We start from the raw sequence: 20,965 nt of genomic DNA on the forward strand, positions 1-20,965 counted from the left end.
ACCCATCTTCAGAACAGATAGGTAATGACTTTACCGCATCTGGTGAATCTCTAGAATGCCGACCTCAGAGAGCAACACTTCATACGAGGATTGACCCATGACCGCTTACTACTACCTGGCTATCGCCATCTGCGCCGAAGTGATCGCCACCGTTTCGATGAAAGCGGTCAAGGGTTTCAGCACGCCACTGCCGCTGCTGCTGGTCATCGTTGGTTACGGCATTGCATTCTGGATGCTGACCCTGGTGGTGCGCAGCGTTCCGGTGGGCGTGGCCTACGCGGTGTGGGCCGGCATGGGCATCGTGATGGTCAGCGTCGCGGCGCTGTTTATCTACGGGCAGAAGCTGGATGTGCCGGCGATGCTGGGGATGGCGCTCATCGTATTAGGTGTCGTAGTCATCCAGCTTTTCTCCAAAACCGCCGGGCACTAAGGCCCTAAGCACTTTCCATTGTGGGAGCGAGCCTGCTCGCGATAGCGGTCTTGCATTCAACCCTTATGTTGCATGTGCCGGCCCCATCGCGAGCAGGCTCGCTCCCACAGGTTTTGCATCCATCCGCTTGATCAACCAACAATCCCCTTTTCTTCGAGTCTGTATACTGCGCCCTCGTCTTGAACACTGAGGTCGCTGCATGCCATCCGTTATTTCCACCGACGTTCTGATTGTCGGCGCTGGTGTCGCCGGCCTCTGGCTGAATGCGCGTTTGCGCCGTCAGGGTTTTTCGACCGTGCTGGTGGAAAGCGCCAGCCTCGGTGGCGGGCAGAGCGTGAAGTCCCAGGGCATCATCCACGGCGGTGCCAAGTACGCGTTGCACGGCGCCCTGACCGGCGCCTCGGAAGCCATTGCCGACATGCCGCGTCGCTGGCGTGAAGCGCTGGCCGGCGACGGCGAGCTGGACCTGTCCGGCGTACGTCTGCTGTCCGAAGCCCATTACCTCTGGTCCCCCGGCACCCTCGCCGGCAACCTCACCAGTTTCTTTGCCAGCAAAGCCGTGCGCGGGCGGGTCGATCAGGTCAAGGGCGAGCAGCTACCACCAGCCCTGCAAGACAAGCGTTTCAAGGGCAAGGTCTATCGCCTGGCGGAACTGGTGGTTGACGTTCCGAGCCTGATCCATCGCTTGGCTGAGCTGGCCGGCGACGGTCTGCTTGCTGGTCAGCACATCGAACCGCTGCTGGAAAACGGCGAACTGATCGGTTTGAAAGTCGACGAACGCGAGATCCGCGCCCAGCGTATTGTCCTCAGTGCCGGTGCCGGCACCGCCGACCTGCTCACGGCGCTGGGCCTGAGCCAGCCAGCGATGCAGCGCCGCCCCCTGCACATGATCATCGTCAAGGGCCCGGGCCTCAAACCGCTCTACGCCCATTGCCTGGGCGGCGGGCCGAAGCCGCGCATCACCGTGACCACCCACCCGGCGGCCGATGGCCAATGGGTCTGGTACCTGGGAGGCGACATCGCCGAAGCCGAAGGCGTAGCCCGCGATCCTGCGGCGCAGATCGCCACCGCGCAAAAAGAACTCAGCAATCTGTTGCCATGGATCGACCTGAGCTCCGCGCAGTGGGCGACCTTGCGCGTCGACCGCGCCGAGCCGCTGCAATCGGGCCTGACTCGCCCGGACAATGCCTTCCTCGCCGAGCAGGATCGTCTGCTGGTGGGCTGGCCGACCAAACTGGCCCTGGCGCCGGACTTCGCTGACCGCGTCCTCGCCGCCCTACAACGCGACGGCATTCAGCCGAGCCATCCGGCGCCACTGCCGGAACTGCCAAAACCGCCGATGGGCGTCCCTGCCTGGGAGCAACTGCTGCCATGAGTCAACCAACCCTGCACGATCTGCATCGCCCTTTGGGCAGCACCGGCCTGCTGGTTTCGCCTCTGGGCCTGGGCACAGTGAAACTCGGCCGCGATCAAGGGGTGAAATACCCCAACGGCTTCCAGATCCCCGGCGATGACGAAGCGCGCATGCTGCTCAAACTCGCGCGCGACCTGGGCATCAACCTGATCGACACCGCACCGGCCTATGGTCGCAGCGAAGAGCGTCTTGGCCCATTGCTGCGTGGTCAACGTCAGGACTGGGTGATCGTCAGCAAGGTCGGCGAAGAGTTTGTCGACGGCCAGTCGAGTCACGACTTCAGCGCCGCCCATACGCGCCTGTCGGTGGAACGCAGCCTGCAACGTCTGGAAACGGATGTTATCGACCTGGTGCTGGTGCATTCCGACGGCAACGACCTGGCGATCCTCAATGACTCCGAGGTCTACGCAACCCTCGCCGAGCTCAAGCGCGAAGGCAAGATTCGCGGTTTCGGTTTTTCCGGCAAAACCGTCGAAGGCGGCTTGAAGGCTCTGGAACAAGGTGATTGCGCGATGGTCACCTACAATCTGAACGAACAGAACGAGAAGCCGGTCATTGACTATGCTGCTGCTCACGGCAAAGCGATCCTGGTCAAAAAAGCCTTGGCCAGCGGCCACGTCTGCTTGAGCCCGGGCGTGGACCCGGTGCGCGCCAGCTTCGAGTTGTTGTTTGAACACCCGGGTGTGGCCAGTGCTATTGTCGGGACCATCAATCCGCTGCACCTCGCCCACAACGTTGCGACCGTTGCCCAGGTCCTTCGTAGAGTCTGTTGACGTTTGGTGACGACCGCGACGCTAAACGTCAACAGACCCTAGCCATTGATGCCGCCCACGCGGCCTTAAGCAGGAGCCGACATGCCGCGTACGCTGATAAGAAAGAACCCGAGCAACTTCAAGACCCTGCCGTTATTCGTCGAAGCGACACCCGAAGGCCTGAGTTACCAGAGCGTCGGGATGCCGTTGAATTTCTCCCAGACTTTGCAGCGCCGCCGTCCGGTAACGGTGCCCGACAGCGAGCGGTTTGCCCTGGAGCTGGCGAACCTCGGGGTTTCGGTGCGCCTGACCCTGCATTGGCAGAATCGCGATTACTGGGTGTTGGTGCGTCAACGTCGGCAGGACCGCGGCGACGTGGTACTCAAACTGATCTCGGGTTACGTGCCGGCCCATGAACTGACCCTGCCGCTGCACACGGCGACCCAGGAAATCGCCGAAGAGTGCCTGTTGGAAACCCCGGAAGGCTGGCTCAGCGGGCGTTTCAACGACACCTGGCTGCCCGCGCCCTACTCGTCCGCCCTGCATTACCGCGAAGCCCTGCCGTTTCGCCTGACACCGCTGTCCGGTTCGGCGCGGCCGGTGCGCTGCGCCAACATGCCGCTGATCGAGCGCCCCCGGGCCTATGTGCATTTGCCGACCGCGTCGCTGCAATTGATCTATGACTTGCGCCTGGACGTGCCCAAGGAAGCCAAATCCCTGAGCCTGTTCCATGTGGACGAACGGCTGGAGGGCGATCAATTGGTGGCCCGGCTCGATCGCAAACGCCCTGATTTGTATCTGATGCCACTTGAAGATGGAGTGCCCCTTCCCGAGCTGTATACGCTCAAGCGCGATAAGCTTTTACCGGCCAGTACCCGTGGACTGTATCTGGCAGAGAGCTTTGCTATCCAAGAAGGCTGGGTAGTGCGCGAAGAACGTATTCGCTGGAAGGACTGGATCGCACAACAAGGAGTGGGAGTACCGAAAGCCCGGCAACAAGGGTTGAAGCAACTGAGCGTCAAAGCTCTGCGACTGGTGAGACTGGTGCAGGGAACACTGCGTAAGTAACTGTGAAATTGTCGTGGGCGTAAGTGAGATTCTTACAGTGGAGGTACGATCAAAAACCACCTCTCACGGGGCTTCCGTCTTGTCCGATCGTTGCCTGTCCATGAACGTGCGAAACTGCGCAAACAGATGAAAGTAGCGATTCTCGCGCTTGCCCATACCCCGTTTGGGAGAAAACGACTCATCAGCAAATGCACCCGTGATACGAACACGGGAGGCCTTGGTATCCATGGTGCAGATCCTGGCGCCAGCCTGTTGCAGCACGTATTTGAGCAGCCGTTCGGAATGTAACTTCCTTCCTGTCGCTTTACAGAAGTCGAAGATGTGCTCAATCCGTTTCCCATAAGCCATGTAGGTATCCCGTCCACAAATGGCAAAACGATCGTTCAATCCTCCCCACCACTGCCAATCAGGGATGTAAGTATTCAACCGCCTGGCATTGGGGTGCTTGAACACATAAGTGGGAAGCGGTGTGTGATAGAAATTATCCGGTCGCACGAATACTACGAAATCAGGATTGAAGGACTCCATCATGGCGGTGACGGTGTGCAGCGAATTCAGCTGATAGATCAGGTTGCGAAGTGATGCGTGCTCATCAGCCCACGTATCGCCGAGTGCCTTTACTTGTTCAAAATTCCAATGCTCCAGAACACCTTCCGTTGAGGTGAGTCGGCCGGTCATAGACTCAAAAGCCTCATAGTTGTCCGCTGTCAGCGCCCCTCTCTCACCTGAGCGTGCGTTCTGGATTTCGTCGATTTTATAGAGATGATAAAAGCACTTTACGTTGCTGTTCGAAGGCAGCTGCGCAAAAACGTTTTCTTGAATGGAGGGAAAGCAGATTTCCGAATTTCTTGGAATACCAAAAAAAGCCACCGCAATATTCAACACTCGACAACACCCCTGAAAAAATCGAGCCTTTTCGGCACTCTACTGGCGACCGGTCACAAACCATCATTTATTTGCGACGAAGCAATACTTGCCACCAACTACGACGCTGCAGAGGTACGACGATGACGTCCGACTTCTGCAACCAGTCCCGCTCATAGTCCCAGGCATGCCCACCCCAGAGTTTTCCCGCTTCGTTGGAAAAACCTAATGTCATCAGTTGGTAAGTATAACCGGCGTGGCTGCGCAGCCAATCGAACAACACCAGCGCATTGAAACCAGTGGACGGTCCAACATAACGTTTGCCTCCTGGTCGATCGACCGGGTAGTTCCACAATGCCGGTAACGGTATCCGCTCCCAATAAAGAGCCACTCGCGGCAAAGGACACATTGCCTCCGTGCTTCCCACCAGCATCGTAAAACAACGCCCGCCGGCGTTCTCAAAAAGGCACTGCACTTCAGGTCCATAGGGAAGGCCGAAAAAGTACGCGTCCGGCGCATTGAAACCATGCACGAATACATTGACGCTCTGTGGGCAAAGCAGTCCCGATTTAATACAGGTGTTGAAGCTGACCACTACGTCATCAATGCCTATATTCAACGCTTGGAAATCGGTCGACGTGATAGCCGGATTATTGGCTACAAGCACAACACGAGCGGCCTTGCGCAAGCACTCTTTCAGCTCCTCGGGCAGTCCATCCATAACAGACTGGTGCCCACCAGGCATCGTATCCAGCGCTACTTGCTCACAGGCTTGAGGCTTTTGATATTCCATCATCTACTCCGGAACCTTCATCCCGTGGCGTACCTTCACCCACAGGCGAGTTAACGATGAAGGTGGTTGCCAGGGACGCATTTCACGCTGTATCTCGATGGCCAGCGTACGCCCCACCCGGGCAAAGGAATACTGGCTCTGCGCGAATGCCTGTCCGTTACTGGCGATACGAGCCGTCAGCAAAGGATCACTCTGCAATAGCTCGAGTTTTTCCACAGCTTCATCTTCGGAACGATAGAACACCGTGTTGTGCATATCCCGAAAGCCCAGCAACTCGTCTTCTTCACCCTGGCTCCAGGCCAACAGTACACAGCCACACGCCATCGCTTCAAAGTTCTTGATCATGAATTCGTTCATGCCGATATCGGCACTGACAAAAATCTTGATGCGATTGAGCATTTCCAGGTACTCGGTGCCTGACTTGGTGCGGGCGACCAGCATGCCGGTGCGCTGAGAAAGCGCTTCAAGGAGTGCCTTGCGTTGCGCATACTCGGTACTTTTCAGACTGCCCAGAAAACCGATCGGAATGTCTCGGACACCGTCCATGTTATGCAGCATCTGTTCGTCATATCCTTTTGAAACGAACACTGCATCAATATTTTCAGCTTGCATCCGACGCGCAACTATAGCTCCAGAAACCAGTACGCGAGCACTTGGGAGACGGCTGTACAGGCGCGAATATACCCGTAGGTATTTACTGTCGGGCATGTAGTTCTGATAGGCGTCATGCTCGAGAAAAATCAGACCGGGAATACATTTTAGAACACTGAGTTGCGGGGCGAGGCGCTTGACTCTGGAGAAAATCACCACCCGGTCGAAGTTCTGATAATTGACCGAGGCGAGAAACGGACCAAGTTTCATCTGCTGTTTTTTGCTCAGACGATAGACGACACACTCATCGCAGTTCTGCTGCACGATCTCATACAGCCGATCCAGAATGACTCGTTGTTCGTCCATCACCAGAAGCATGACTTTCATTCATTCATTACCGAGACAAAAGCAGCTAAGCGCGGGTTCGTACCTGGCAACATCAACGGGAACGGTTATACCCTCAGGGTAAAACCGCTCACATACAGTACAAAACGGAAGACGTTCACTTCAATGGTTGCGGATCTTCTCGACAATCGCCGTGGTCGAGCTGTTTTCCACCAACCCCAGCACTTTCACTGTCCCGCCATAAGCGGTGACGATGTCCGCCCCGACTACCTGCTCAATGCCATAGTCCCCACCCTTGACCAGTACGTCCGGCTTGACCTCGCGCAACAGGTTTTCCGGTGTGCCTTCAGCAAAGCTGATCACCCAATCCACTGCGCCCAGACCGGCCAGTACAGCCATGCGACGGTCGACGCTGTTGATCGGCCGACCCGGCCCTTTCAAGCGGCTCACCGACGCATCGTCGTTGACCGCCACGATCAGACGATCGCCTTGGGCACGCGCCTGTTCGAGGTAGGTCACGTGGCCGGCATGCAGGATGTCGAAGCAGCCATTGGTGAACACAATCTTCTCGTTGTGTGCACGTGCGTCGTCGACTGCCAGCAAAAGCTGCTCCAGCCCCAACACACCACGCTCGGAACCTTCTTCACGCTGAATCGCACGACGCAATTCCGGGGCACTGATGGCCGCGGTACCGAGCTTGCCGACGACGATGCCCGCCGCCAGGTTGGCCAGGGCCACCGCGTGGGGCAGTTCTTCGCCAGCGGCGATCGCCGCCGCCAGGGTAGAAATCACCGTGTCACCGGCGCCGGTCACGTCGAACACCTCGCGGGCACGAGCCGGCAGGTGCAGCGCCGGATGATCCGGGCGCAGCAAGGTCATGCCGTGCTCGCCACGGGTCACCAGCAAGGCGCCGAGGTCGAGGTCGTGCATCAGCTGCGCGCCCTTGCTCACCAACTCGTGTTCATCGGCGCAACCACCGACGATGGTTTCAAATTCACTGAGGTTCGGGGTGATCAGGCTCGCGCCGCGGTAGATCGAGAAATCCTTGCCCTTGGGATCGGCCAGCACCGGAATCCCACGGGCGCGGGCGGCCTGGATCAGCACCTGATGGTTTTTCAGCGCGCCTTTGCCATAGTCGGACAGCACCAGCACCTTGATGCCTTCGAGCAATTCGTCGACTTGCTCACCCAGCGCCAGGGCGTCGGTTGCGAAAGGTTCTTCGAAGTCGATGCGCAGCAATTGCTGGTGGCGGCTCATCACCCGCAGCTTGACGATGGTCGGCTGGTGCGCGATGCGCTGGAACAACGCTCGCACGCCAGCGCCCTTGAGGCTATTGACCAGGCTGTCGGCAGCCTCATCGTCGCCGGTCACGCCGACCAGCGAGGCCGGCGCACCGAGCGCGGCAATGTTCAAGGCAACGTTGGCGGCACCGCCCGGGCGGTCCTCGATTTGCTCGACTTTGACTACCGGTACCGGCGCCTCAGGGGAAATCCGTGAGGTACCACCATGCCAGTAACGGTCGAGCATGACATCGCCGACCACCAAGACAGGGGCTTGATCGAATCGCGGCATGGACAACTTCATGGAGCAACCCACATACAAAATGAACAGGGGCGCGATATTAGCACAGGGTTGGCGCTGGCTAGCGCGACGGCTGCAACCGGATGAATTGGCAGGGGGGCTCTGCTCATTTATTGAGCAGAAATACCGATCGCCGCCGACAGCGACCGCACGTTGCAGATCCTGGTGTCGATCCAGCACTGTCAGCGACGTTTCAGTTGAGGGAACCTTAAACAAGCGCGTTGTCGAGATTTACTCCGGCGTGGTCAAAGCGCAAGGGGCTGATGACAAGCACCGGGACGCGTTGCACGCCGGTGAACGCGAGGGTGAGCCGGGCTCACCCTCGCAACGGTCAGGCGATATCTTCAGCCGGGGCGTCGAGGCCCATGGCGTTCAGGCGGGCGTAGTAACCGTTCTGCGCCAGAAGTTCGGCATGGGTGCCGCGCTCCACAATACGGCCCTGATCCATGACCAGAATCAGGTCAGCTTTCTCGATGGTCGACAGACGGTGAGCGATGACTAAAGTTGTCCGGCCTTTCATGACCTGATCCAGTGCGGCCTGAATATGCCGCTCGGATTCGGTATCGAGGGCAGAAGTGGCTTCGTCGAGGATCAGCAACGGCGCATTTTTCAGCAGGGCCCGGGCAATCGCCAGACGCTGGCGCTGACCGCCGGACAACAACACGCCGTTCTCACCGACCTGAGTGTCCAGGCCTTCGGGCAACTGCGCGATGAAGTCCATCGCGTAGGCGTCTCTTGCCGCTTTCTCGATGTCTTCACGGGGTGCGCCGGCCAGATCGCCATACGCGATATTGTTGGCCACGGTATCGCTGAACAGCGTCACATGCTGGGTCACCTGAGCAATGTGCTTGCGCAGATTCAGCAGTTTGTACTGTTCCACTTCAACGCCATCAACCAGGATCTCGCCCTTGTCGTGGTGATAGAAGCGTGGAATCAGGTTGGCCAGGGTCGACTTGCCACTGCCCGAACGCCCCACCAACGCCACCATTTGCCCCGGTTCTACCGTGAAACTGATGTCATCGAGTACCTGCCGCTCGGTGCCCGGGTAGGTGAAGCTCAGGTGGCGCACATCCAGCCGACCGCTGACGGCCTCGCGCTCGATGGTGCCTTTATCGAGTTCGGGTTCGACGTCCAGTTGCTCGAAGATACTCTCGGCGCCGGCGACACCTTTCTGGATGGTCGAACTGACTTCGGACAATTGGCGGATCGGCTTGGGTAACAGGCCCGCCAGGGTGATGTAGGCCACCATGTCACCGGCGGACGCATCACCGCGCAGGAACAGCACCAGGAACATCAGGACCGCCATGGCGCTGTAAATCACCAGTTGCAACAGCGGCGTATAGATGGCGCCCGTACGGGTCATGCGCAGTTGCTTGTCGGTATTGCCCTGGCTGGCGTTGAAGAAGCGCTTCTGTTCGTAGACTTCGCCGCCGAAGCTGCGCACCACGCGATAGCCCTGGATGGTTTCCGAAGCCACGTGGGTCACGTCACCCATGGCGGCCTGGATCTTCTTGCTCTGTTTGCGGAATTTCTTGCTGGCGGTACGCACCATCAAGGCGATCAACGGCAGGATCGCAACCATGACCAGCGTCAGGCGCCAGTTCATGAACAGCAGCGAGGCGAACAGGAAGATCACCGTCATGCCTTCTCGGATTACGACCTTGATCGCATCCGTGGCCGCCCCCGTGACCATGGTCACGTTGAAGGTGATGCGCGAAATCAGATGACCCGAGTTATGCTTGTCGAAGTAGCGGTTGGGCAAGACCAGCAGATTGTTGAACAACTGCACCCGCAAGTCGTGAACCAGCCCGAGGGAAACCTTGGCCAGGAAGTAGTTGCCCAGATAAGATCCCAGCCCCTGCCACGCGGCAATCAGAATGATCAGCAAGGGCACCGCCTGCAGCAGTTGCAGGTCACGCAGGTACGGCACGCTTGGAAACAGCACTGCTTCAGGGTTGGACAACCCGTCGACGAAGTACTTGAGGATGTAGCCGAGCATTGGCTGAGTCGAAGCGAAAATCAGAAAACCGACAATGCTGATCAGGAACAGACTGATGTACGGCCGGACATAGCCGAGCAGACGGAAGTAGATTTTCAAGCTCGATGGGCTTGCAGCGAGACTGGAGTCGGTCATATCACGCGAATGTCGATAAAAAGGACGCTGACTTTAGCACAGCTTCTTCAGGGTTCTGGCAATCGCATAAAGGCTGTTATTGTTAGGCGTCATATTCAGCATCAAATAGCCATCACCCCAAGATGGCCGATCAACTTCAGGATTGAATCTTTCAGCATGCAACTCAGTGGTTTCAACAGCACGTCCAATCGAGTCTTCGATTTCATTTGCCTCTGGATTCTTCCTCTCGGCTATCTCTTGCTTCTGTGCGCCCTGTTCTTTCTGCCCGGGCGCAGCCTGCATCACAAGCTTTTCTATGGCCTGTTCAGCATTCCAGCGTTGATTGCCCTTTGCCTGCGTCCGCGAGAATTCAAAGAGTTGCTCCGCGAGCCAATCTTTGTCGCGCTGCTGCTGTTCGTCGCCTGGGCGCTGCTCAGCCTGAGCTGGGGACCGCCGATGGAGCACCGTGTCGCTAGCCAGTTCAAACCCTCCTTGCACACACTATTGCTGTTCGCTGGCTGCTATCTGCTGGTGCGTTACCGTAGCGACATCGTTCAACCCCTGCTATTCAGCGCCGCCGTGGTGAGTCTGATCGCTTCGGTCTACAACCTGTTCATGTTTGCCCGCATCTACGAACCGGGCATGCGCCTGATCGGTGGCGGCGCATTCGACAATCCGCTCCTCAGCTCCCACGTATTCGGCTTTTTTTGTACCTATTGGCTGAGCCTGAGCATGACCTGCAAACGTCGCCGGCTGCTCTGGCTGAGTATCCCGGCGATGGCGATCATGTTCGCCGCGGTGCTTGCCACTGGCTCCAGAACGCCGCTGGTTGCGTTGACACTGGCTGCATTCTGGCTGAGTTTCATCTGCTGGAACCGTCGCACCATCGTACTGTTGGGTGCCCTGTTTATCAGCGGGACAGCGGTCGCCTTGCTGCTTTCGCAGATGATCATCGAACGCGGCGACTCCTATCGCCTCGAAATCTGGCAGTTGGCCCTGCAAAAAATTGCCGATCACCCGTGGATAGGTCATGGCTACAACGCCAGCCTGACCCTCGACCCGGGTATCGGCTACACCTTGCAGGAGCCTCATAGCTTCGCCTTGGGCGTGCTTTACTACGTCGGCATCTTCGGGCTGCTGCCATGGTTGTTTTTCCAGGCCTGGGGTTTGCTGAGCAGCTGGCGGAATCGCCTGCAACCGCTGTTCATCATCGCCTCGACCTGGCTGGTATTCGGCATCGGGGCAGGCCTGACCGAAGGCGGCGGGATCATCTCCCGGCCCAAGGAACACTGGTTCCTGCTGTGGATTCCATTGGCACTGATCGCCGCGCTGAGCATCAACCAGCGAGCCAGGCGCCTGTCGGCGATGCCGGTCAAGACGTTGACCTCGACGGCCCTGCAACAGTTGACCGCCAGCGCTCAGGTGATCGAAGAAGATGGCCTGGGCCCCAAAGTCCTGCGCCTGATCGATGGCAGCTTCCTCAAGCTGTTCCGGCGTCGCCGCTGGTACACCTCGGGCAGCTTCAACCCCTATTCCGAACGTTTTGCCGCCAACAGCGAACAATTGCGTAACAAGGGGATCCCGACTCCACAAATTCTGGATCTGTACCGTCTTAATGACGGCAGCAGCGCCGTGCACTACACGCCACTGCCGGGCAGCACCTTGCGCCAGGTGCTTCAAGGCATTACCGCGCCAGCAGTGCGTCAGGCGCTGGTTGAGCGTTTCGGCAAATTCATGGCACAGCTGCATGAGCAAGGTGTCTACTTTCGTTCCCTGCACCTGGGGAATGTACTGGTACTGAACGACGGAGAATTCGGCCTGATCGATCTGGCGGATATGCGCATCTATCCGTCATCGTTGAGCCTGTCCCTGCGCCAGCGCAATCTGCGCCATATGCAGCGTTACACCGAGGATCGGCGCTGGCTGTTCGAGGACCATTTTGACGCGCTACTGCAGGGATACGCCGTGACGGCGTCGAAATCCGCGGTCGACAGTCTGCACAGGCAAGTGCAGGCCGGAGGGCACCCCGCAAGGGCTCATTGATACTCGACCTTTCGGGGAGAAGATCGCTCGCTGAAGCATTGATAATGCACTCCAGGTAGCAGCTGGCGCAGGCTGCGCCAGCTGCTACCAAGTATGCCTCAAGACTGAATCAGTCTTTTTCCAGCGGCGAGAAGTACAACCGCCCCAGACCGCGCCAGGTCTTCTTGTTCCAGGCCCTGAATGGTATTTGCGCCAGCAGCTCCCGCGCCAACTTGCGATCGCGATTGGAGGCTTTCAGGAACATCGAGCTGAGGAACTTGTAACGTACCTCGTCGTAGAGCGGATGATCGCTGAACAGCGCGTAGGAGCGCAGGATGTTGTCGATCATGAAGCGGTGATTCTTGTAGGAGTTGGTGGCGTGCTTGCGATAGCGCGCCATCAGCACATTCAAGCCATCGATGAAGTAACCGGCGCGGGTCACCTTCAACTCGATCAGCAAGTCCTCCAGGCGAATGTTCGGATCGAAGCCGCCCACCTTGTCCAGCGCTTCGCGGCGGATCATCAGGGTCGGTGCTGGCGGATAGGGCTTGCGCTCCAGGAACATGTCATCGAAATCCAGACGACGGAACGGCACGTCGCGACGCTGACGTTTCTCCGGATAGAGATTGCCGTCGGCATCGATCAGCTCGATGTTGCCGGCACAGATCCCGACCTCCGGCTTGCCATCCATGTACGCCACCTGAGTAGCGATACGCTCAGGCAGCATGATGTCATCGGACCCGAACGGCACAATCAGGCTGCCCTTTGAGCGCGCGATGGCGCCATTGAGGGTGTTGGTCAACCCCTGGTTCTGCTGAACCCGGAAATCGAAGCCGTGCAGCGCCTGCAAGGCATTGATCCGCTCGACGCTGTCATCACTGGAGCCGTCATCGATGACCAGCAGTTCGATGTTTTTATAGGTCTGGTTGAGGACGCTGAGAATGCTTTCCTCGATATAACGGCCGTGGTTGTACGACGCGATAATGACCGTGACGAGGGGTTGGGCGTCGCTCATGATTGTTCCTTGCGGGCTTGACTCAAGCCGGAGTCGATCAGGTTCAGGTACTCCTGGCGAAACACCTCGATGTCGTGTTGTTCCTGGAGATAACGGTAGGCCTGTTCGCCCTTGGCCTTGAGCTCGTCGTCCGACAGCCCCAGGTAGTTATCCAGCGCGGCGACCAGCGTCGGCACGTCCGCCGGGGTAATCGCCAGACCGCCTGCGCCCTGAATCAGCGGCAACATGGCCGGTACATTCGAGGCGATTACCGGCAGATGCCCGCTCATGCCTTCGAGCAACGCCAGCCCCAGGCCTTCAGCCAGGGATGGCATGGTCCAGATGTCGAACGCCCGAACATACTGCAAGGCATTTTCCTTGAAACCCAGCAAAGACGCGCGACCGCTCAGGCCCAGGTGTTCGATTTCCGCAGCCAGGCGCGATTCTTCACGCCCCGCCCCGATGATTGCCAGTTGGGTGTTCGGGTATTTGTCCTTGAGCGCGGCAAAAGCCTGCAATAGATAGGTGTGACCCTTGACCGGCACCAACCGCCCCAATGCACCGACCAGACGCACCGACGGCTCGATGCCCAGCAACTCGCGAGCACGCTCGCGGCTGTGCTGCAAACCTTCAGCCTGCTCGATGTCGATGGCGTTGGTGATCGCGTAGGTATTCTGATCGGTAAAGCCGCAGTCACAATCGAGCAGGTACTGTTTGACCGCTGGCGACACGCCGACAAAGCGCCAGTGGCGATCGACCAGTCGCTGGGTCTGGCGGCGCCGGTAAAACCGGTCGTACTCGCCAAAACCATGGGAGATACCGATGCACAGCGGTACTTTCAACCAGCGATTGAGCGCCAGCATCATGTTCACCGGTTTGAAACGGTTGCAAATCACCACGTCGAATTTTTCTTTGCGGCAGAACTTGTACAACTGCCACATCGCACGCAGGCGCATGCCCTTGAGAGACTTGTCGGAAAACTCGAAATACACCGAACGGTCAGCGCGGCTCACCGCCTCGCCAGGCCCGGGCTTGCCGCGCAGGAACGCCGCGACCACTTCATAGCGATCGCTCGGCAACGCCTTGACGATTTGCTCCGCCAAGTCGGCAAAATCATGGGCTTTGACGTTGTAGTCAGGCTGCAATTGCAGAACCTTTGACCGTTGACTCATAACTCTCCCCGGTGAAAACCAGTCGCATCGATGACCCACGCCGGCTCGGCGGCGATGCGCTTGACCTCGGCCGGATCGGGTGGAGGCAACCGCGACCATTCGTTGCGTTTCCAGCAGACGAAGTGAAAATACGGAAATCGGCGATCGCCATCGCGATCATTACTCAAACAGCCATTGCGCCAATACCAGTGATGCGGAAAATCATCCGTGCCGTCGTGCCACTTGATGCAGCCACCCGGGGTGCTGAACGCCTCGGTGAACTCGCTGCGGCGACGCCAGGGATTGAACTTGCCCACCAAGGTGAACAACGGCTCGGGAAAATTTTTGCGCCAGAGGAAGATTCGACTGAATGCGCCCTCATCCAGTGCGTGATGCGCCTGATCGGTAAATCGCTTTTGCCAGTCCTTGATCTGCATGAACAACTCACGCTTGCGCGCAGTATTGCGCATCAGGCAAAGATGCCCCGCCACTCGCCGCTCGTGGGTGGAGAACAGGTCATAACCGGCCAGCCGAGCAGAGGTGAAATAACTTCGCAGGTCACCGTACACCAGATCAATATCGCCGAACGCCCAGAAATCATAGCCCTGCAGGCGGTCAACATGGATATGCCCCAGAGCCGGCTTGATGTCGCAGAGCTTGTACGCCGCCTCAGGCGCAAAGTCGATATTCAGCCGTCGCGACACCAGCGCGCAGTACTCACTGAAGCTCATTGCCTCGACAGTTACATTGGGCGGAAGATTTTCGGGCGTACCGCAGTCACTGAACAGCAACCAGTCGATATCGGGGTTGCGTCGGCAACTCTCGAGGAAAAACGGCATCCAGAACGGCCAATGACCGAAGTACGGGATCAGGAAAAGAATACGCGGGCATGGATTGATCACAGAAATACTCACTACTGCTTAAATGCGCGACCATGCTAGGCCGCGTGATGCTTCATTTCTGCTTTACAGATGTTTCATCATGCTTCAAAACCCAGAATAACTCGTGGCGTCTGACCGCTTTACGAAAGAAATCGTTCTTTCCATAGACGGATGGCACTCTACTGGCCAGCAGCCACTGTATCAACCGTCGCAAACGGCGCTTGAACGGCATGGGCGGCTGCAGGTCGTGCATCATACCCAACGCCATCGCTTTATCACGCTGGCGCTCCAAAGCAATTGGCAGGCAGCAGGGCTGCATCGGCGTTGCCGAATCGAATGCCGGCGGCAGGGCGATACCATGACTCGCATCACCCATCGGCCAACGATCATTGTCGTGCAGATGATTGGCATAGCCAAGCACGGTGGCCGGCTGCCATTCCAGCCCTTTCAACGCTTGGAGAACCGCTTCCTGAGCACAGATGTGATCGGGATGCGGGTCGAGGGTCGGGTGCGGCAGCACGATCACTTCCGGACGGGCTTGCAGCAACAGCTCACGCAAGTCGGCCAGCAAATTATTCCAGGTTGGCGCACCGTCGACATCACCCGGCAGGACAAATGGATTCAGTTGGCGAAAAAGCCGGGTGTCGCTCAAATCCGCTTCTCGCGACCCCACCGGCGTGCCTGGAGCGGCCTGCATAGTCGCCAGTTGCAGACAAAAATACCCCAACTGCACGCAATGAGCCTCGGGCACCCCGGCCCAGCGCGGCACAGCGATACTGTCCCAAGCCCGCAAACGGCCCTTGAGGCGTGCTGCCTCCACCGTATTCAGGCCCATCTGTTGATAGTGCCCGGCTTCGATCTCACCCGCGGTCAGGGTGACGATCCAGGCTTCATCGGCCTGACTGTACAAACCGTAGGCGGCCAGTTCGGCGTCATCGGCATGGGGCGCAATCACCATCACTCGCTGACGGCGATAGTCCGGTTGCTCGAACGCCCAGAGCACGGGCTCGCCGAGTAATCGGCAGAGACGCCCGCGCAGACGCAGCTCACCTTGTGACAGCACTTGTGCCTGCCCCGTCAGGTTCAGGTAACGCAGGCCATTTACACCGCGTTCAAAGGTTTGCCGGTCGGGATTATTGCCACCCGCCAACTCGACCACCGGATCGATAAAGCGCCCCAGCCACGTGCTTTTCACCCGTAGTGCCAGCACCAGCGTAGCGTCATCGACCAACATGACGCCCTCATCCAGACGCAGCCGCTCACCGTCCAGATAAATCTTGGGCTGCGGGGTATAAGGCGGGAAGCTGTATTGGTAATCGTCTTTGGGGGAATAAAACAGATGGTCGGCGAACCACGCCTCATGGGCAATCCAGCCCAGCACCGCAAGCATCAGCGGCAGCCACCAGGCGACCAGCACACCCAAAGCGATCAACAGCATCAGCGCAATCAACAGGCCTATGCGTTTATTGCGCCGATGGCGCTTGAGCAGTTGCTGTTTACGGCTCATGGGTTGGCTCATACGGTGAAGACCGGCACAGAATTGCACCAGCGGTCCTTGTACTCACGGTCGGTCCGACCAAAGGAAAACCGCAGGGGTTTATTCAGCGCGCGTGCATGTTCCCAGGCGCTTTGAGTGTTGAGAAAACTCAGCACGCTGCCGGGGCTGAATTCGCGGGTTTCAGGATCGACACCGCCGTTGACGTACTCGACGCTGATCCACTCCGGCGCCTCGACGCGGTACACCAGTTGAATCGCAATCGGCGCGTCGTTAAGGAAAATCACTGAACCAATGAGCAACTCGCGCAACAGCTCGATCACCTCGCCCATACGCTCGGCACCGGTGGCCGGGAAACCCCAACGACGCTGGAACAGGTCGCAATAGATCGCCGCCAGTTCGCTGCTGGAAAACTCGGTAACCGGCCGCGCTACACCGCCTGCTTCTTCCAGAAGACGCAATTCGCGGCGCTGGTTGTAGCGAAACTTCTTCGACAGTTCTTCAGGCGTCCGGGCCATGGCCAGTTGTTCGGCCTGCAGCTTGATGCCGGTAAAACGGCCTTCGCTCAGCGCCGACAGGTAACGTCCGCGATGACGCAACGGTGCCTGGGCATCGGCGGCGGCCGGCAAGATCAGCTCGGCATTGCCGAGGTCGAACAGGCCCTTTTTACCACTGCGCTTGAGCACGTCCTTGGACAGTGCCAGATCGCGCCCCCAGGTCGGGATGGCAGCTTTCACTTCGCCATCCTGTTCCCAGGCCAGATAGCGCACCGGAATGTCAGCCAACTGTGCCAGACGCTCGACCACCAGGGGATGAGTCGCGACGCTGCCGCCAAAACGTTGCCAGGCCTGCGCATAAATCGAGGCGTCGACCTGCGCCCAGCCACGTTCGCGCCAGCCTTCAAATCGGTTGAGCATCAGCCCCTCGGTGCCAGTTCGGTGACATGCGGCAAATGCCAGAAAGCGTCGCGCACCGCGCGATCGGAGAAGTGCTCGCGCAAGCGGTCGAACATCAGCTCGGCACACTGGCGACGTTGCTGGTCATCCATCGCGGCCATATGTTGCAGCCCTTGAGCCAAACGCTCGGCATCGCCCAGCGGAAACAGAATGCCGACGCCTTCAACCACTTCCCTGGCCCCACCGCACGCAGTGGCGAGCAACGGCACGCCGGCAGCCATGGCCTCCAGCAATACCATGCCGAACGGTTCGTGATCGGAGCTCAGGGCAAATACATCGAAAGCGCGGAAGTAGCGACGCGCCTCGGGCACCAGGCCGAGGAACAGCACGCGATCGCCGATACCCAGCTCACGCGCCATGGCCTTGAGATCCTGCTCCAGCCGACCGCTGCCAAGGATCACCAACTGACTGTTGGCCGGTAACCCCGGCAATGCAGCAGCAAAACCATGCAGCAGCGTGGCCTGATCCTTGTCCGGATGCAGGCGCCCGACGTTGCCGACGATCCAGGCATCCATCGACAGACCGAGGGTTTCCCGGGCCTCACGAACCGATACCTGACTGGACTGCAACGCCTGCACATCGATACGGTTATAAAGCGTCTGAATCCGCCCGACCGGCCATTTCGGCAAACAACGGCGCATGTCGTCACGCACCGCATCGGAGACCCCGAGCAGGCTCAGGCGCTTGCGGAAAATATGTGCGAACAGTTTGCGGGTAGCGCGCTGGTAATCGCCAAACGCGTGATGCACGCCAATGACCGGCAACGAGGTGCCGAGCAAGGCGATGTAGATCGGTTTGAAACGGTGAGCAATGCAGAAACTGAAATTGCGCGAGGCGGCGATCTTGCGCAGATCGCCGATGGCGCCCAGCTTCAAGCCACGAATGGCCTTGGAGCTGTATTCCATGAACAGCACTTCATCGGAAGCACAGCTCGCGGCGACTTCGGCATCGGCAGCCCCGGTCAGAAACACCGTGGTCACTCGATAACCGGTCCCCGCGAACAGGCTGGCGTACTGCCGGGCGCAGTCCAGAAACGGCCCGTCATAGCCGTGACAGAACTGCAGCACATGGCGTTCAGCCGAGCGTGTCATAAGCGTCCGCGCCTTCTTTGACCACCAGAATGTCTTCCATGATCAGGTATTGCAGGTCGGAACCGAAGAACATATTCAAGGCATCGGTCGGCGAGCAGATCATCGGTTCGCCACGACGGTTGAGCGAGGTGTTCAGCGACACGCCGTTACCGGTCAGCACTTCCAGCGCCTTCATCATGTCGTAGTAGCGCGGGTTGTATTCGCGCTTGAGCACCTGGGCACGGGATGTGCCGTCTTCGTGGACGACTTCCGGCACACGGGTCTTCCACTCTTCAGCCACTTCGAAGGTAAAGGTCATGAAGGGTGCCGGGTGATCGATCTTGATCATCTGTGGCGCAACGGTGTCGAGCATCGACGGGCAGAAGGGCCTCCAGCGCTCGCGGAACTTGATCTGGTGGTTGATGCGGTCAGCCACGCCGGTCGCGCTCGGGCAACCGATGATCGAACGACCGCCCAAGGCGCGCGGACCGAATTCCATGCGGCCCTGGAACCAGGCCACCGGGTTGCCATCGACCATGATCTTGGCGATGCTTTCCGGCATGTTCTCAAGCTTGCGCCACGCCGGCTTGCTCGGGTGACGGGCACAGGCAGCGAGCACGTCTTCGTTGCTGTAGGACGGGCCGAGGTAGACGTGTTCCATCTTCTCGACCGGTACGCCACGGGCGTGGGACACGTAAGCCGCAGCGCCGACCGCGGTACCGGCATCACCGGACGCAGGCTGAACGAACAACTCTTTGATGTCGTCGCGGGCAATGATTTTCTGGTTCAACTTGACGTTCAACGCACAGCCACCGGCAAAGGCCAGTTTGCCGGTTTCCTTGAGCACATCGCCCAGGTAATGGTCGATCATCTGCAACGCCAGTTTCTCGAACAGCGCTTGCATGCTTGCGGCGTAGTGGATGTACGGCTCGTCGGCGATGTCGCCTTCGCGCTTGGGCCCCAGCCACTCGATCAGCTTCGGCGAGAAGTAGAAACCTTTGCCCTTCTCTTTATAACGACGCAGGCCGATGACGTTGGCGTAGTCGGTGTTGATCACCAGTTCGCCGTTCTCGAACGAGGCCAGACGCGAGAAATCGTATTTGCTGGCATCGCCGTACGGCGCCATGCCCATGACCTTGAACTCACCGTCGAGCATCTCGAAACCGAGAAACTCGGTGATCGCACCGTACAGGCCGCCGAGGGAGTCCGGATCGAAGAATTCCTTGATCTTGTGGATCTTGCCGTTTTCGCCGTAACCGAAGAAGGTCGTGGCGTACTCGCCCTTGCCGTCGATCCCCAGGATCGCGGTTTTCTCTTTGAAGCCGGAGCAGTGGTAGGCACTGGAGGCGTGGGCAAGGTGGTGCTCGACCGGCTCGATCTTGATTTTCTTCGGATCGAAGCCCAGTTGTTCGAGGCACCAGACAATCTTGTTGCGGTAGCGCTTGTAGCGACGGTTGCCCATCAGGATCGCGTCGAGGGCGCGGTCCGGGGCGTACCAGTAACGCTTGGCGTAGTGCCAGCGAGCCTTGCCGAACAGGCTGATCGGCGCGAACGGAATCGCCACCACATCAACGTCGGACGGCTTGATGCCCGCCTGCTCGAGGCAGAACTTCGCCGATTCGTAAGGCATGCGGTTCTTTGCATGTTTATCGCGCACGAAACGCTCTTCTTCAGCCGCCGCGACCAGCTTGCCGTCGATATACAGGGCTGCGGAAGGATCATGGCTAAGGGCGCCGGACAGGCCAAGAATCGTCAATGCCACAGGGGTCTAGCCTCTTTAGTCTGCATGCAGGCGCAACGCGCCTCAAAAATTAATGTGCCCTCGCAAGGGGCGAGAGACAGCTAAAGGGCGGGATTATAGCGTAAACGTGGCGGGAATGACCCTGCCCTTATCAGCACCGCGAAGATGACGTCGAGCCCAAGCGTTCGCCTTCGCTCATCCGCGGTCCGGCCGCCAGTAAATCCTGATATTGCCGTCGGTTGCCTGCCGGTAAATTGTGTACGGCAAGGCTACCGTGTCCAGCGCGCCCGACAAGGTCAGATCCAGCAAGACAACCGGCACCAGAATACCGGTGGGATCAGGCGGCGCATGCAGCAGGCAAAAGTCGTGGGCCAGACCGCTGTAGATGCGAGGGATGGACTGGCAGTAGGTTTTTTGCTTTCTGAGGCCGCGGGCGGCGGCTTCGTCATCCTGCAACACCGTGACAGCGGTCCCGCAGCCAGATAGCGCCAGTGAGAAAGTGCTCAGCAACACAGCCATTTTTATCGTCAAAATCTGCCCTCCGAAAACGTCAGGCAAACTAGCATCGTGGCTATTCAGGACACAGTTCATGGGGTCTGTAGATCATGTAGGACGGTTCATAAGAACTTGTCCTCCTTCTACCATTGGGTAACTCGACTGACAGTTCTGGCCTCATCGCGAGCAGGCTCGCTCCCACATTTGAT

18 protein-coding genes are annotated in these 20,965 nt (G+C 58.6%); 5 read left to right on the forward strand and 13 right to left on the reverse strand.

Annotation, left to right across the window (positions count from 1 at the left end; all coding sequences use genetic code 11):
• Nucleotides 1–97 precede the first annotated feature (97 nt).
• The 4 genes from PMI30_RS29260 to PMI30_RS29245 all read left to right on the forward strand — a co-directional run bounded on the left by PMI30_RS29260 (nt 98) and on the right by PMI30_RS29245 (nt 3,664).
• Nucleotides 98–430, forward strand: coding sequence for a DMT family transporter (locus PMI30_RS29260; protein ID WP_008004867.1), 333 nt, complete (start codon nt 98–100; stop codon nt 428–430).
• Between the two features lie 199 nt (nt 431–629).
• Complete coding sequence (locus PMI30_RS29255; protein WP_008004869.1) at nt 630–1,805, forward strand: NAD(P)/FAD-dependent oxidoreductase; 1,176 nt, start codon at nt 630–632, stop codon at nt 1,803–1,805.
• Entirely contained in the window at nt 1,802–2,617 is an 816-nt protein-coding gene (locus tag PMI30_RS29250) for an aldo/keto reductase (RefSeq protein ID WP_008004871.1), read from the forward strand. The genes PMI30_RS29255 and PMI30_RS29250 overlap by 4 nt, the downstream gene beginning before the upstream one ends.
• 81 nt (nt 2,618–2,698) lie before the next feature.
• Entirely contained in the window at nt 2,699–3,664 is a 966-nt protein-coding gene (locus PMI30_RS29245) for a hypothetical protein (RefSeq protein WP_007902579.1), read from the forward strand.
• A gap of 63 nt (nt 3,665–3,727) precedes the next feature.
• Here PMI30_RS29245 and PMI30_RS29240 read toward each other — a convergent pair whose 3' ends face one another.
• The 5 genes from PMI30_RS29240 to msbA all read right to left on the reverse strand — a co-directional run bounded on the left by PMI30_RS29240 (nt 3,728) and on the right by msbA (nt 9,972).
• Nucleotides 3,728–4,549 (reverse strand): hypothetical protein, encoded by an 822-nt coding sequence (locus PMI30_RS29240; protein WP_008004873.1) that lies wholly within the window; start codon nt 4,547–4,549, stop codon nt 3,728–3,730.
• 67 nt (nt 4,550–4,616) lie between these two features.
• Nucleotides 4,617–5,321: a hypothetical protein gene (locus PMI30_RS29235; RefSeq protein WP_008004875.1), complete on the reverse strand. Its 705-nt coding sequence runs from the start codon at nt 5,319–5,321 to the stop codon at nt 4,617–4,619.
• Nucleotides 5,322–5,324: 3 nt separating this feature from the next.
• The gene (locus tag PMI30_RS29230; RefSeq protein WP_008004878.1) at nt 5,325–6,299 is read right to left on the reverse strand and encodes a glycosyltransferase; all 975 of its coding nucleotides are present in this window, start codon (nt 6,297–6,299) and stop codon (nt 5,325–5,327) included.
• 120 nt (nt 6,300–6,419) lie between these two features.
• Nucleotides 6,420–7,841, reverse strand: a complete 1,422-nt coding sequence (hldE, locus tag PMI30_RS29225; RefSeq protein WP_008004880.1) for a bifunctional D-glycero-beta-D-manno-heptose-7-phosphate kinase/D-glycero-beta-D-manno-heptose 1-phosphate adenylyltransferase HldE — start codon at nt 7,839–7,841, stop codon at nt 6,420–6,422.
• Nucleotides 7,842–8,169: 328 nt separating this feature from the next.
• The gene (gene msbA / locus PMI30_RS29220) at nt 8,170–9,972 is read right to left on the reverse strand and encodes a lipid A export permease/ATP-binding protein MsbA (protein WP_008004883.1); all 1,803 of its coding nucleotides are present in this window, start codon (nt 9,970–9,972) and stop codon (nt 8,170–8,172) included.
• Between the two features lie 156 nt (nt 9,973–10,128).
• On the opposite strand from msbA, the gene PMI30_RS29215 reads away from it, so the two are divergent.
• Nucleotides 10,129–11,994 carry a bifunctional O-antigen ligase/aminoglycoside phosphotransferase family protein gene (locus PMI30_RS29215; RefSeq protein WP_008004886.1) on the forward strand — a complete coding sequence of 622 codons (1,866 nt, stop codon included), beginning with the start codon at nt 10,129–10,131 and terminating at the stop codon, nt 11,992–11,994.
• 109 nt (nt 11,995–12,103) lie between these two features.
• On the opposite strand, the gene PMI30_RS29210 is transcribed toward PMI30_RS29215, so the two are convergent.
• The 8 genes from PMI30_RS29210 to PMI30_RS29175 form a co-directional block, all read right to left on the reverse strand.
• Nucleotides 12,104–12,988 (reverse strand): glycosyltransferase, encoded by an 885-nt coding sequence (locus PMI30_RS29210; RefSeq protein ID WP_008004888.1) that lies wholly within the window; start codon nt 12,986–12,988, stop codon nt 12,104–12,106.
• Nucleotides 12,985–14,139 (reverse strand): glycosyltransferase family 4 protein, encoded by a 1,155-nt coding sequence (locus tag PMI30_RS29205; protein ID WP_008004890.1) that lies wholly within the window; start codon nt 14,137–14,139, stop codon nt 12,985–12,987. Before PMI30_RS29205 ends, PMI30_RS29210 begins: the two co-directional genes overlap by 4 nt.
• On the reverse strand, nt 14,136–15,020 hold the full coding sequence (locus tag PMI30_RS29200; RefSeq protein WP_008004892.1) for a DUF6625 family protein: 885 nt from the start codon (nt 15,018–15,020) through the stop codon (nt 14,136–14,138). Before PMI30_RS29200 ends, PMI30_RS29205 begins: the two co-directional genes overlap by 4 nt.
• A gap of 52 nt (nt 15,021–15,072) precedes the next feature.
• A complete protein-coding gene (locus PMI30_RS29195) occupies nt 15,073–16,506 on the reverse strand; it encodes a PIG-L deacetylase family protein (RefSeq protein WP_008004894.1) in 1,434 nt (477 codons plus the stop codon).
• Between the two features lie 8 nt (nt 16,507–16,514).
• Complete coding sequence (locus tag PMI30_RS29190) at nt 16,515–17,411, reverse strand: antimicrobial resistance protein Mig-14 (RefSeq protein ID WP_008004896.1); 897 nt, start codon at nt 17,409–17,411, stop codon at nt 16,515–16,517.
• Nucleotides 17,411–18,541 carry a glycosyltransferase gene (locus tag PMI30_RS29185; RefSeq protein WP_008004899.1) on the reverse strand — a complete coding sequence of 377 codons (1,131 nt, stop codon included), beginning with the start codon at nt 18,539–18,541 and terminating at the stop codon, nt 17,411–17,413. Before PMI30_RS29185 ends, PMI30_RS29190 begins: the two co-directional genes overlap by 1 nt.
• Nucleotides 18,525–20,282, reverse strand: a complete 1,758-nt coding sequence (locus PMI30_RS29180) for a carbamoyltransferase family protein (RefSeq protein ID WP_007902547.1) — start codon at nt 20,280–20,282, stop codon at nt 18,525–18,527. Before PMI30_RS29180 ends, PMI30_RS29185 begins: the two co-directional genes overlap by 17 nt.
• Nucleotides 20,283–20,456: 174 nt before the next feature.
• A complete protein-coding gene (locus tag PMI30_RS29175; RefSeq protein WP_008004901.1) occupies nt 20,457–20,792 on the reverse strand; it encodes a YceK/YidQ family lipoprotein in 336 nt (111 codons plus the stop codon).
• Nucleotides 20,793–20,965: the final 173 nt, after the last annotated feature.

The organism is Pseudomonas sp. GM50, assembly GCF_000282375.1.
GTDB lineage: Bacteria > Pseudomonadota > Gammaproteobacteria > Pseudomonadales > Pseudomonadaceae > Aquipseudomonas.

Bases quoted from the DNA above. Each gene is read 5' to 3' on its own strand.
- PMI30_RS29260 (WP_008004867.1), top strand. From the start codon at position 98: ATGACCGCTTACTACTACCTGGCTATCGCCATCTGCGCCGAAGTGATC.
- PMI30_RS29255 (WP_008004869.1), top strand. From the start codon at position 630: ATGCCATCCGTTATTTCCACCGACGTTCTGATTGTCGGCGCTGGTGTC.
- PMI30_RS29250 (WP_008004871.1), top strand. From the start codon at position 1,802: ATGAGTCAACCAACCCTGCACGATCTGCATCGCCCTTTGGGCAGCACC.
- PMI30_RS29245 (WP_007902579.1), top strand. From the start codon at position 2,699: ATGCCGCGTACGCTGATAAGAAAGAACCCGAGCAACTTCAAGACCCTG.
- PMI30_RS29235 (WP_008004875.1), bottom strand. From the start codon at position 5,321: ATGGAATATCAAAAGCCTCAAGCCTGTGAGCAAGTAGCGCTGGATACG.
- PMI30_RS29230 (WP_008004878.1), bottom strand. From the start codon at position 6,299: ATGAAAGTCATGCTTCTGGTGATGGACGAACAACGAGTCATTCTGGAT.
- hldE (WP_008004880.1), bottom strand. From the start codon at position 7,841: ATGAAGTTGTCCATGCCGCGATTCGATCAAGCCCCTGTCTTGGTGGTC.
- msbA (WP_008004883.1), bottom strand. From the start codon at position 9,972: ATGACCGACTCCAGTCTCGCTGCAAGCCCATCGAGCTTGAAAATCTAC.
- PMI30_RS29215 (WP_008004886.1), top strand. From the start codon at position 10,129: ATGCAACTCAGTGGTTTCAACAGCACGTCCAATCGAGTCTTCGATTTC.
- PMI30_RS29210 (WP_008004888.1), bottom strand. From the start codon at position 12,988: ATGAGCGACGCCCAACCCCTCGTCACGGTCATTATCGCGTCGTACAAC.
- PMI30_RS29205 (WP_008004890.1), bottom strand. From the start codon at position 14,139: ATGAGTCAACGGTCAAAGGTTCTGCAATTGCAGCCTGACTACAACGTC.
- PMI30_RS29195 (WP_008004894.1), bottom strand. From the start codon at position 16,506: ATGAGCCGTAAACAGCAACTGCTCAAGCGCCATCGGCGCAATAAACGC.
- PMI30_RS29190 (WP_008004896.1), bottom strand. From the start codon at position 17,411: ATGCTCAACCGATTTGAAGGCTGGCGCGAACGTGGCTGGGCGCAGGTC.
- PMI30_RS29185 (WP_008004899.1), bottom strand. From the start codon at position 18,541: ATGACACGCTCGGCTGAACGCCATGTGCTGCAGTTCTGTCACGGCTAT.